Below are 12,513 nucleotides of genomic sequence, written 5' to 3' on the forward strand. Positions count from 1 at the left end.
ATAAACACCATTAATGCCATCAAATACTCAATTTAGGAGGAAATTTAAAATGATTATAGGCGTTCCAAAAGAAGTCAAAAATAATGAAAATCGTGTAGCTCTTACCCCAGCTGGAATTGTATCTTTTATAAATGCGGGTCATAGAGTGTTAGTTGAGAGAGATGCTGGAGTTGGAAGTAGCTTTACAAATGAAGCTTATATCAATGCTGGGGCAGAAATAATCGAGAGTGCTGAAGATGTATGGGCCCAAGCTGAAATGATTATGAAGGTAAAAGAACCTCTTCCAAGTGAATATGTTTACTTCCGTGAAGGATTAATTTTATTCACGTACTTGCACTTAGCTGCTGAGCCAGAATTGGCTCAAGCTCTTAAGGACAAAGGAGTTATTGCCATTGCTTATGAAACGGTTGTAGCAAATAAAACTCTCCCTCTCCTTACGCCAATGAGTGAGGTAGCAGGCCGCATGGCAGCGCAAATTGGTTCTCAATTCTTACAAAAATCAAATGGCGGTAAAGGTATCCTACTCGCAGGAGTTCCAGGGGTTAGTCGCGGGAAAGTTACAATTATTGGGGGTGGTGTTGTAGGTACAAACGCTGCGAAAGTAGCTATTGGCCTAGGCGCTGATGTAACAATTATCGATTTAAGTGCTGATCGCTTACGTCAATTAGATGATATTTTTGGTAACCAGATTAAAACGTTAATGTCTAATCCTTTCAATATTGCTGAGGCTGTCGCAGAAGCTGATCTTTTAATCGGTGCTGTATTAATTCCTGGCGCAAGAGCCCCTAAACTGGTAAAGGAAGATATGGTAAAAGCAATGAAGCCTGGATCAGTTATCGTAGATGTAGCTATTGACCAAGGTGGTATTGTAGAAACAGTTGATCATATTACTACGCATGATGATCCAACTTACACAAAATATGGTGTAGTTCATTATGCAGTAGCGAATATGCCTGGCGCCGTTCCTAGAACATCTACAATTGCTTTAACAAATGTTACGGTTCCTTACGCATTACAGATTGCAAACAAAGGTGTATTCAAAGCGATTTTTGAAAATGAATCATTAAAACTTGGGTTAAACGTGGCCAATGGCGAAATCACTTATGAAGCAGTTGCCAAAGATCTTGCCTATAACTTCGTCTCCCCGGAAAAGGTTTTTGAGAAGGAACTAACAACTGTTTAAAAAGATAAATCAAGTAAAATTCATTTGAATACTATTGATAAAAACGCGATAAATATAGCGTTTTATAAATTAACAAAATAATGTTCATCTCATTGAATTGAAAAGATAAAAAATAGCCTAGTGCTTCTTTAAAAGCCTTGGCTATTTCTTTTACTCAAAACGCTAGGCTACACGTATAAATATATGTGGTCAAATCTATTGTATTTAATTATCTTCAATGTTAAGATAACACTTAAAAATATTAGTATGTCACAATTAAACTATTTTAATTAAATTAGTATGTAACTATTTTTGTTTAAATAAAGCATTAAAGTGTTAATGCTTTTAATTTAACTATTGGGTTAAATAGTAAATCAATAGACTGACGGAATTGTTAAAAATTAAATTAATAGGCAAGGAGAACCAACATGAGTAGGAGGAAAATTGTTTACATAGTTTCTGACTCTGTAGGAGAAACAGCTGAGTTAATGGTAAAAGCAGTTTTAACTCAATTTAATGAAGAAGATATTGAAATCCAAACTATCTCCTATGTAGAGGATCTCAAAGATATTAACAACATTATCGCTGTGGCAAGGTATAACCATTCTATTATTGCTTATACAATCGTTATTTCACCCTTAAAACAGTATCTCGATCAAAAGGCAAGAGAAGAAGGAATTGTAGCAATTGACTTAATGAATCCCCTTATGAATGCCTTTAGTAGAATATTTAATAAAGAGCCTAATTTTCAACCGAGGTTAATGAGAAAGTTAGATGATAACTATTTCCGAAGAGTTGCAGCTGTTGAATTCGCAGTAAAATATGATGATGGACAAGATATAGCTGGCATTAAACAGGCTGATATTGTACTCATTGGCGTTTCAAGAACATCCAAGACTCCTCTCTCTATGTACTTGGCTCACAAAAGGTTTAAAGTTGCAAATATACCTTTGGTGCCGGAAATCGCACCTCCTGATGAACTGTTTACTATTCCTAAAAATAAATGTGTTGGCTTAATCATCACACCAAATAAATTAAATGAAATTCGAAAGGAGCGATTAAAGAATTTAGGCCTAACATCTCAAGCTAACTATGCAGATTTAAATCGAATTCTTGAAGAATTGGACTATGCGGAGGAAATTATGAAGCGCCTTGGCTGTCCTGTAATAAACGTCTCAAATAAAGCTGTAGAAGAGACTGCTGATTTAATCTTAACTATGCTAAAAAAAGAGAGGAGTTGGATAGGATGAATAAGTTTGTATATATGTTTAATGAAGGAAACAGTGAAAAAAAGGAACTTTTAGGGGGGAAGGGAGCTAATTTAGCAGAGATGACTCGGATTGGTTTACCTGTTCCCTACGGATTTACCATTTCAACAGAGGCATGTAATGCCTACTATAATGATGGAAAGACTATTTCTTCAGAAATTAAATTTGAGATAGTAGAATCTCTGAAAAAACTTGAAGAAAAAACAAATAAAAAGCTTGGTGATCCAGCAAATCCACTTCTGGTATCTGTCCGTTCCGGGGCTGTACATTCTATGCCAGGGATGATGGATACAGTTTTAAATCTAGGAATGAATGATGAAACGGTCAAAGGAATGGCAGAGCTTACAGGAAATCCCCGTTTTGCTTATGACTCATACCGTAGATTTATCCAAATGTTCAGTGATGTGGTTCTACATGTGGATAGCTTTTACTTTGAGCAACTTTTAGAGGAAACTAGGGAAGCAAAGGGCTATGATTCTGACCCTGAAATGAATGCAGAGGATTGGCAAGAGGTCATAAAAGAGTATAAAAACATTGTCAAAAAGCATGCTAAAAGAACTTTTCCAGAGGATCCAAAAGAACAATTATTCCTTTCCATCAGTGCAGTTTTTGATTCTTGGAATAATCAGCGTGCCATTGTATACCGTCGTCTCCAGAAAATTCCTGGTCACCTTGGAACAGCAGTGAATATTCAAAGCATGGTTTTTGGAAATATGGGGAATGATTCGGGTACGGGAGTGGCCTTTACGCGTAATCCATCTACAGGAGAAGCAAAACTGTATGGGGAATATTTAATCAATGCTCAGGGAGAAGATGTGGTGGCTGGGATTCGTACTCCCCAACCAATTGCCACTCTAGAGAATGAGATGCCAGCAGTATACCAACAGTTTGTTGATACGTGTAACCTTCTAGAAAAGCACTATCAAGACATGCAAGATATTGAGTTTACGGTAGAGCGCGGTCAACTCTTTATTCTTCAAACACGTATGGGTAAAAGAACAGCTGAAGCAGCAATCCGAATAGCTGTTGAGCTAGTACAAGAAGGAGTTATTAATAAGAATGAAGCCCTCCTACGTATAGATCCTGACCAGCTTAATCAGCTGCTTCATCGTCGAATTGACGATTCATATGAACGAAAGCAACTAGCTAAAGGACTTCCTGCTTCTCCAGGAGCAGCAACAGGACAAGTGGTATTTAATGCAGACGAAGCTGAGAGATTAGCAAAAGACGGAAAAAAGGTAATTCTTGTCCGACCGGAAACTACGCCTGACGATATTCATGGAATTGTGGCTGCTCAAGCCACTGTCACAAGTCGTGGTGGAATGACAAGCCATGCAGCCGTTGTAGCAAGGGGGATGGGGAAAGCTTGTATTTGTGGCTGTGAAGCATTAAAAATTGATTTAAAATCACGGCACTTTAAAGTCGGAAACACCACTATAAATCAAGGTGATGTTATTACGATTGACGGTTCAGCCGGTGAGATTATGGTGGGGGAGATTCCAATGATTGAACCCCAACTATCTGATGAGTTTCAACTATTACTTGCATGGGCGGATGAGGAAAGAAAGCTGGACGTAAGGGCAAATGCTGACAATCCAGAAGATGCCAAGAAGGCGCTTGAGTTTGGGGCTGAGGGAATTGGATTGTGCCGTACGGAACATATGTTTATGGATACAAATCGAATTCCAATCGTTCAAGATATGATACTTGCTGAAACATATGAAGAGCGTGAACAAGCTCTTAGTAAACTGTTAATTATGCAACAAGAAGATTTTGAAGGGATCTTTGAAGCAATACAGGGTTCCCCCGTGACTATTCGCTTACTAGATCCTCCTCTTCATGAGTTCTTGCCTGATAAGGAAGAACTGCTAGTTGAGGTTACAAAGCTTCAACTAACAAATGGAAATTCTAAAGAATTAATTGACAAGGAACATCTTTTAAGAAAAGTGCATCAGCTACATGAATTTAATCCAATGTTAGGGCACCGTGGATGTCGATTGGGAATGATTCACCCTGAGATTTATATCATGCAGGCTAAAGCAATCTTTTATGCAATCACAAAAGTGAGACAAAAAGGAATAGACGTAAAACCGGAAATTATGATTCCTTTAGTTGGTCACGTAAATGAATTGAAAGAAATGCGGCAATTAGTTATGAATGCCGGACTGCAAGTTCAAGAAGAAACAGGACAGAATTATGATTACCCAATTGGAACAATGATTGAAGTCCCAAGAGCAGCCTTAACAGCTGATCAAATTGCCGAGGAAGCAGATTTTTTCTCTTTTGGAACAAATGACTTGACTCAAACCACTTTTGGATATAGCCGTGATGATGCAGAGGGTAAGTTCCTACAAGCTTACATTGAAAATAAAGTCCTTCCAGAAAACCCATTTGCTTCTCTTGATCAAGAAGGTGTAGGGAAACTTGTAAAAATGGGCGTAAAACTAGGTAGAGAAACAAAGCCAGGGTTAAAAACAGGAATTTGCGGAGAACACGGTGGAGAAAAAAGCTCAATACAATTTTGTCATAATGTTGGACTTGATTACGTAAGCTGCTCGCCATACCGTGTACCTCTAGCACGCCTTGCAGCAGCCCAAGCAAATATTAAAAATGAACATAAAAAATTCGTCAATATGCTTCAAGTTCAAATATAATGCTGAAGCCTTTGCTTTAATTAAGCAAAGGCTTCTTTAATTAAATAATTCATCGATTAAAAGGCGAAGGAGTTAATTTATAGTCTCGATTATTTCTTTTCGTAGTTTTCAATTTCTATAATAGATACAAAGTATCTTAAAATGGAGGCCATGATGAAAAATATACCTGTAAACTTATTATGGTTTGTTTGTTCAATTACATTGAATGCTTTGGGAAATAGCTTTATGATAATTGCAAACTTAGGAAGTTCTCCTTGGACGGCTGCAGGGCAGAATCTTGCATCCATAGTACCATTTTCTATTGGTACGTGCATTATTATTTTAAATTTCTGCTCATTTATCCTTAGCTATTTAATGAAAACCAAATTTACGTTAGGGATGATTATCAAAAGTATAGCTCTTGCCTGTGTGTTTGGAATGTTTATTGATTTGTGTGTGTACTTACATCACATTATATATATTCCGGAGACTTTATGGGTTCGTTGTTTATATTCATTAATAGGGCTCAACCTTATCGCAGTCGCTATATCTATTTATTTTCAATCAAGCTCCGTATATTTACCTTCGGACTATTTAATAAAAGCATTTGGAAAGCGAATGAAAAACTATACAGTTGGCACAATTATATGTATGTCTATACCGTTATCTATTAGTATTCTTATTATTCTCTTTCAACAGCACATAATTGGTCTGGGTATAAGCACTATTTTATTTGTATTAGGGAGTGGATTTTTAATTGATTATTATAATCGTTGGATTGTGATTAATAAAGCTCCACAACAAAATATGCACTCAGCGTAAAATTTGAAATCTCATTTACAGGTTTGTTATATGCTCTGTATATGTGTAACAGTTATACAAATTGTTATTAACGACCAGCAAAAAGGACAGGTATTCTTTTGGCACCTATTCTTTTTGTTGGTCTAACATTCGAACTAAGATTTTATTCTCTTATATACATTCCTAATATCTTTCATACATAGCAGCAAGCAATTTTTAAGAATTTGTGGAAAGATTACTTAAAGGTAAAAGAGTTTTAGAAGGATATTTATACTGAGATTTGCTCTGTGGCGAAATGAAGTCCATTTAAGCTGGATAATCAGTTATTCATTGCAAAATACACACCTATATAATATAAAAAAACATGTATATGAATTTTATTTAACTCAAACTAACAAAGTATTCCCCAATTTCCTGAATTTTAACAAGCCTTTGCTCCTGTTTAGCAAAGGCTACCTTTTTGACGAGTTTCCTCTATAGAATATGTCATTCTTTATAAAGACAGTTATATGCATGATTATTAGTAGATGCGACGATAAATGTTGGCTGTCCATTCTGAGGTTTATGAAAGACCTTTACACCACACTCTGGGCAAGCAAGAAAGCCTCTGGAATGCATGTAGCCGAATGTTGTGATTTCTTCAGGTTTAAAAACACCGATTTTCGTTCCACAATGAATATATACAGCTGCTTTTACACATGACATTGAATCATTCTTCTATATCTAGTATATAAGAGGTTGTCGGATAATTTTACCTTTTTAAACTAATTTAATATAAAGTTCAGAAAAATATTTCAATCCAAAGTTAAAAAGTAAAAGATAAATTTTCATTCGTATATCTTAAGGGAAACCTTTTTATACAAACAAACGTTGAAACAAAGACATTAAATGATAAGTAAATAATAAATATTTACTTATAAAAAGATATTATAGAAGTAATTTTAAATTTTAAATAATACTTACTTTTATTTTATATATAAAAGTAATAGTTAACGTATTTAATTAAAAATAATATTATCTATTACATACCTTGTAGAAAAACTGCGTATTTGTCGTCACTAAGTGTAAATAGTAAAACTTTAATTTATATAACATAGTTTATATATTTACTGTTTTAAATAAAATAAATTTTATTTTTACTTCAAATTTAATTCACCTTATTAAAAGTATATTGATACTAAATAATTATAAATTTTTATATTGGAATAAAGTGAATAAAAAAATATTTAGAAGAGGAATATAATATGTATTGGTATAGAAGTGGAGTGGGAATCTCTAATTGAAGGCAAATGAAGAATATTTAAAGGAAATAGGATCGTAGTCGTGTATATTAAATATTATTCTATATCTCAATTCATCTATCAACCTTGCATAAAAAGGGTGCAAAAGGGAATACTGTTTGCAAAAGAGAAAAGATAAAGGAGTTGGCGTTTTATGGATAATAATACACTTAACGGAATGAATCGAGTTGATCAAAATTTACGTGATGAAATGTTGGCTGAATTGTTTCTAGATCAAATGATGAATAAATTCAATAAAAGTAAGATCCTTGAGGAAATTGATCAGTCCTTAAAAAAGAAAGATAAAGAAGCTTTTTTTCGTTTAACAGAGGAACTTAAATCTGTATCTTAGTAAAAGTACTATATAATAGAAGAAACTCGTCAAATTATCTTATTTAGATATTTAATCATAGTTCTTCTTCTTTAATTTTCTCATTAATGCAATCTAAGATAGATTCTTATTACTTGTCATAATACAAAGAAGAGAAATATCAAAAAACTGCAAAGATTCCTTTGAGAATTACTTTGCAGTCTTGTTCTATTTATATTAATATCGATGATATGCCTTTTAGCCAAAACTCCAACCGGGGAATTATTAGAAGCTTAGCGTTTGTTTCAATGCATCGATAGAGGTTCTAACACCTGCTTCAGGAGACATAGTTAGATCTTCCATTTCTAAAGAAACTTCTTCATCATAGCCCATCATCTTGACCACTGAGAAAAATTCTTTCCACCACTGTAAGTCTTGTCCACAACCTACAGCTACATAATTCCACGCTCTATTAGCTACATCAGTAATTTCTTTTGTTTCTAATACACCGTTAATACCTGATAAGTGTCTTTCAAGTCTTACATCTTTTCCATGCACGTGATGAATAGCTGCTCCTAATTCTCTAGCAGCCAAAACTGGATCTGCTCCCATCCATATTAGATGACTAGGATCTAAATTTAACCCCACGATAGGTCCAACTGCATTACGTAATTTAAATAGAGTAGCAGGATTATATACTAATTGCGAGCTAAAATTCTCAAGGGCAATTTTTTCAACACCGCATGCTTCAGCTTTTTTGACTAGTTCTTTCCAATATGGAATTGCTACTTCGTTCCATTGGTAATCTAAAATATCTTTTAAGACTGGTGGCCAACTTACTGTATATGTAATCCAGTTAGGAATTTTATCTTCTGGACTTCCTGCTGGTAGTCCACTCATCATAATTACTTTCTTTACTCCTAACAGCTTTGCTAATTCGAATGTTTTATCTGTAACTTCTCGATGTTCTTTTCCAATTTCTCCTGGATCTAAAGGATTCCCAGAACAATTTAAAGCACATAGTTTAATATTACGTTTTTCTAACGCGTTTAAAAATTCACTTCTTTTATAATCACTTTCTAATAGTTCATCTAATTTCAAATGAGGAGCTGGAGACCATCCTCCAGTTGTCATTTCAACCATACTAATTCCCATCTCTGTAATAACGTCCAACATTTCCTCAAAAGGTAAGTGACCTAAGCTATCTGTTACATAGGATAATTTCATTATTTTGTCCTCCTCAAAATTCAAATGATGTAGGTAGAAATCTATCCAAAAATTAATCAGTTACAATTGCAATTACAAGAAAAAACTTTAATGATGAGTGTCTTATGAAGACATCTTTTTAGGGATATATCATGATTGCAAACGCTATTATTTTTGGAGTTGAATTAATATTTAATTACTTATACCTGCAAGTATAGAACAATATATAATAACCGTCTTTACATTATAAGGACCTATTTTTATCTTTTAAGGACATATTCAGGTAAATAAAACAAAAAAGCCTCTACTTTCAATGTATAACATTAAGTAGAGGACTTTTATTACTCTATATATTTAGTTGTTTTTAATTTCGTATAAAGTGAGCGAAAGCGCCCAGGTGAACTACGCATTGTAGAAGTGAAAACTCGAGTAAAATAGTGCACGTTTGAGAAGCCTGTTTCTTCAGCAATATCCTTAATAGATAAATCTGTTTTTTTGAGCAATATAGCAGCCCTCTGTACCCTCTCATTTTGCACATATTCTGAGTAACTTACACCTAGTTCTGTTCCAAATAATCGAGAGAGATGACGACTCGATATATGGAGATGGCTAGCGATATCCGTAATTTTTAAAGGGCTCGATAAATTATCTTTAATATATAATTTGGCTTGAGCAAGGATTCCAGAAGATTTTTTATGAACATGATTATCGTTATTGTGATTTAAATAAGGGACAAAGGTTTGCAATAACGAATGAATAAGAGAATACGCCAAGCATGTTAATAGCTCCTGGGACAAAGTATATTTATTGTTGGAAGCTTGAAGAAGGAGAGATTTCCAAATTAACGGAGCGATTGTATCCTCTTTTATGTCCTTGACTACTTTAGAACAGTTCTTGGCTTCTTTCATTATGCTTATCCACTCTTCATTTGACTCCGACTCTATTAATTCAAACCCCACATATATAATAAAAAGTCCATTCTCACTCTCTATGTGGTGTAAAACATCTGGTCTTGAAAGAAACATTGTATTCTTTTGGATTGGATATGTACAGCCATCGTCTATATAAATTCCTTGCCCCTCAAGTATATAACACACCTCAAAAAAAGAATGTTTATGAGGCAAATTATCATGATGTTCTGGCATAACTCCCCAGTAATGAACACAAAAAGATGCATCATTCTGCACTATATGATGGATAAGTTCATTCAGAGAGATTTTTGCTGCTACAAATTCATTTAACAAAAAACTTCCTCCCTATCCTAAAAATTTAAAAATCTGATTTAAGTCACAATTAATAAAACTATAAGTTAAATAAAAAAATTGTCTATATAGACAACAGATCATATAATCAATAACTAATTAACAGTAATTTAACTGAGAGTAAATATATATCTTCATTAAAAAGTAGTTTAGTTTTTACCTATATTATGGAAAAAAGCATACTTGTCGTCACTAAAAGTAAATATTAACTCTAAGCGTAGAAATCTATATTTGTTCAGAATTCCTATATTCGGTAGCATTTTTCTTCTTTAATTCCAGAAGAAGAGGAATAATCCCAATCAATCCACCTATCGTAAAGAGGTAAGAAGCAAATGGTAGAGGTTCATTTATTAATAAACCTCTAATTATAAAAACAAACAGGGTAATATTATTGATTAAACCAATCAAAACTCTAATATTTTTGCTAATGTTTTTCTCCTTCTTTTCTCCACGTTTTGATTTATTTATAATATTACACCATTACACCATATTAACTTATTTGATAACATGAATATCATATACAGAGCTAGTTTACATAAGGTCTCTTTCTGATAGACATACTAAAAGGAACCCCCATGAGGTGTAAGGGGGTTGTTGGGTTCCATATTTACGGAGTATGCAACTTTTTATACATATGCTCAAAGACCTCCTATATTGCTTTATTTACAAGTGTTATATAATTAATAAATTTTTTATGATGCAAAGTACAAGTAAAGGTTAAGTAGTTTATTTTATTATAAAAAGCCTAAATATGCTTTTTATTTAGTAAATATCCTAAAACAATTAGAATTTCACATATAACAATGATAACAGAAGTAATTGTAAAGTTATCAATAAATATGTTAATAAGTATTGTACCCAAGGCTATTAAGGCACCTACATATTTTAATGTTTTTCCTATAACCAAGACCTCACCTCTTACTAATAATATAAATAAAATCCAAGCACTAAATTTAGTGGAAAAGATAGCCGAAAAATATCTTTTTAGATACAGTTTTTATTTGCATTTCTGAAAGAATCTTTTTCAATTATAGTTCCACGTAGCCATACACCTTGGGAAACATCATTTTTGCCATTCACCTCATTGAGTAGTGTATCAATCGTTATCTCATTCATTTGTTCTATTGGCTGCCTCCATACTGTTAATAAATAAGGGGACCATGATACTATGGGACTATCATCTATACCAATCACAGATACATCATCTAAGACGGATAATCCTAAAGACTTTATTGCCTCAATAACCCCTAAAGCCATCAAGCTATTTACACAAACGATAGCATCAATTGGGGAGCTGGCCGTTAATAATTCTAGGGCTGCTATATAGCCACTTTCAAATGTATAATCGCCTTTTTTAAAAATAGGTTTTATGTTTTTTGAGTAAAGAGCATTATGAAATCCTCTTTGGTAATCAATGTTATTTTGTGTATTGTTATTACCTGAGATATAAGCAAAATATTGATGACCTTGGTCTAATAAATACTTGCCGATTTCTTTGCCAGCAAAATAGTTGTCACAACAAACAAAATGGGAGGGGAGATTCTCGGTGTATTGGTTATACAAAACAAACGGTACGTTATATTTAGAAAGAATAGATAAAATGTTTGGAGATAAGGTGACACCAGCCACAATTAAACCATCCACGTCATATTGAATGAATTTAAAAATATTTTCTGGTTTAACCTCATTACTTTCCGTGAACCCCGAGATAATTTGATATCCTTTTTCTTGTAACCTTTTTATTAAATCAATCTGAATTTGTGAATAAAAATGTAGATTATCCCCACCTATTAAAAGGCCAATTAAGTTCGTCTTCTTCGTAACTAAACCTTTTGCTAGTGCATTCGGATAATACCCCAATGCGTTAGCTGCCTCTAATATTTTTTTGCGTGTTTTAGTAGCCACTTTTCCTTTATCATTAGGGGCAAAAACTCGAGATACAGTTGATTGTGAAACCCCAGCTAATTTAGCCACTTCCATAGAATTAACTTGATTTGCACTCAAAAATCCACCTCCTAGTTTCAGAGCAATCTCATATAATTATTTATCCCAAAAGGCATCGATATGAACGAAAACATGGGACAAATGAATATATTAGTAAGACATTAACAAATTTAATTCGATTATAATAAAAAGCATATCTAAAAGAACCTATAGATTTAATTACGGGTTTTTTCGTTAGTTATTTTTATTCCATTCTTCACTTTGTTTCAACTTGCCTTTCTCCTTACCCTAACTTTAGTACATATATTTTAATAACTAAAATACCAATTTTAAATCTAATCCCATAGAATTTTTTAATCCTGTAACAACTTTAAATCTAAGTAGTGTCCTAGGGTAAAATACTGTGTTTTCGGCTTTTCATAAGCTTTAAATTTACTTGTAGAATAATTAAGAATGAAAATTATTGAAATATTCTATCTATACTAATAAAAAAACAATATTTTATTAATGTTATAAAGTGTCATACATTATTTTTATAGCCTTAAACAGCTTTTATTTATATCTAAAATTTATTTAAAGGATGTGAAAGATTAAAGCTAGTCATATTACAACTTTAGCCAAGATTAAGGTTATTTTTGTAAGCGTTA

9 protein-coding genes are annotated in these 12,513 nt (G+C 33.3%); 5 read left to right on the plus strand and 4 right to left on the minus strand.

Features of this window, described 5'->3' with window-relative positions; all coding sequences use genetic code 11:
* Window positions 1-49 precede the first annotated feature (49 nt).
* The 4 genes from ald (at window position 50) to ACN6NE_RS29325 (ending at window position 5,885) form a co-directional block, all read left to right on the plus strand.
* Window positions 50-1,183 carry an alanine dehydrogenase gene (gene ald, locus ACN6NE_RS29310; RefSeq protein ID WP_474328933.1) on the plus strand — a complete coding sequence of 378 codons (1,134 nt, stop codon included), beginning with the start codon at window positions 50-52 and terminating at the stop codon, window positions 1,181-1,183.
* Between the two features lie 407 nt (window positions 1,184-1,590).
* Entirely contained in the window at window positions 1,591-2,412 is an 822-nt protein-coding gene (locus ACN6NE_RS29315; protein WP_474328935.1) for a pyruvate, water dikinase regulatory protein, read from the plus strand.
* Window positions 2,409-5,084, plus strand: a complete 2,676-nt coding sequence (ppdK, locus tag ACN6NE_RS29320; RefSeq protein WP_474328936.1) for a pyruvate, phosphate dikinase — start codon at window positions 2,409-2,411, stop codon at window positions 5,082-5,084. The genes ACN6NE_RS29315 and ppdK overlap by 4 nt, the downstream gene beginning before the upstream one ends.
* A gap of 150 nt (window positions 5,085-5,234) precedes the next feature.
* Complete coding sequence (locus tag ACN6NE_RS29325; protein WP_474328938.1) at window positions 5,235-5,885, plus strand: YczE/YyaS/YitT family protein; 651 nt, start codon at window positions 5,235-5,237, stop codon at window positions 5,883-5,885.
* A gap of 465 nt (window positions 5,886-6,350) precedes the next feature.
* On the opposite strand, the gene ACN6NE_RS29330 is transcribed toward ACN6NE_RS29325, so the two are convergent.
* Window positions 6,351-6,569, minus strand: a complete 219-nt coding sequence (locus ACN6NE_RS29330; RefSeq protein WP_474328940.1) for a hypothetical protein — start codon at window positions 6,567-6,569, stop codon at window positions 6,351-6,353.
* Between the two features lie 729 nt (window positions 6,570-7,298).
* Here ACN6NE_RS29330 and ACN6NE_RS29335 point away from each other — a divergent pair.
* The gene (locus tag ACN6NE_RS29335; RefSeq protein ID WP_074683420.1) at window positions 7,299-7,496 is read left to right on the plus strand and encodes an IDEAL domain-containing protein; all 198 of its coding nucleotides are present in this window, start codon (window positions 7,299-7,301) and stop codon (window positions 7,494-7,496) included.
* Between the two features lie 243 nt (window positions 7,497-7,739).
* On the opposite strand, the gene ACN6NE_RS29340 is transcribed toward ACN6NE_RS29335, so the two are convergent.
* From ACN6NE_RS29340 to ACN6NE_RS29350, 3 genes are all read right to left on the minus strand, one after another.
* Window positions 7,740-8,681 (minus strand): sugar phosphate isomerase/epimerase family protein, encoded by a 942-nt coding sequence (locus tag ACN6NE_RS29340; RefSeq protein WP_474328942.1) that lies wholly within the window; start codon window positions 8,679-8,681, stop codon window positions 7,740-7,742.
* 320 nt (window positions 8,682-9,001) lie between these two features.
* The gene (locus ACN6NE_RS29345; RefSeq protein WP_474328944.1) at window positions 9,002-9,904 is read right to left on the minus strand and encodes an AraC family transcriptional regulator; all 903 of its coding nucleotides are present in this window, start codon (window positions 9,902-9,904) and stop codon (window positions 9,002-9,004) included.
* 1,002 nt (window positions 9,905-10,906) lie between these two features.
* Window positions 10,907-11,926, minus strand: a complete 1,020-nt coding sequence (locus ACN6NE_RS29350) for a LacI family DNA-binding transcriptional regulator (protein WP_474328946.1) — start codon at window positions 11,924-11,926, stop codon at window positions 10,907-10,909.
* Window positions 11,927-12,513 lie beyond the last annotated feature (587 nt).

Source organism: Priestia sp. 53B2 (assembly GCF_056099005.1).

Bases quoted from the DNA above. Each gene is read 5' to 3' on its own strand.
- ald (WP_474328933.1), top strand. From the start codon at position 50: ATGATTATAGGCGTTCCAAAAGAAGTCAAAAATAATGAAAATCGTGTA.
- ACN6NE_RS29315 (WP_474328935.1), top strand. From the start codon at position 1,591: ATGAGTAGGAGGAAAATTGTTTACATAGTTTCTGACTCTGTAGGAGAA.
- ppdK (WP_474328936.1), top strand. From the start codon at position 2,409: ATGAATAAGTTTGTATATATGTTTAATGAAGGAAACAGTGAAAAAAAG.
- ACN6NE_RS29325 (WP_474328938.1), top strand. From the start codon at position 5,235: ATGATGAAAAATATACCTGTAAACTTATTATGGTTTGTTTGTTCAATT.
- ACN6NE_RS29330 (WP_474328940.1), bottom strand. From the start codon at position 6,569: ATGTCATGTGTAAAAGCAGCTGTATATATTCATTGTGGAACGAAAATC.
- ACN6NE_RS29335 (WP_074683420.1), top strand. From the start codon at position 7,299: ATGGATAATAATACACTTAACGGAATGAATCGAGTTGATCAAAATTTA.
- ACN6NE_RS29340 (WP_474328942.1), bottom strand. From the start codon at position 8,681: ATGAAATTATCCTATGTAACAGATAGCTTAGGTCACTTACCTTTTGAG.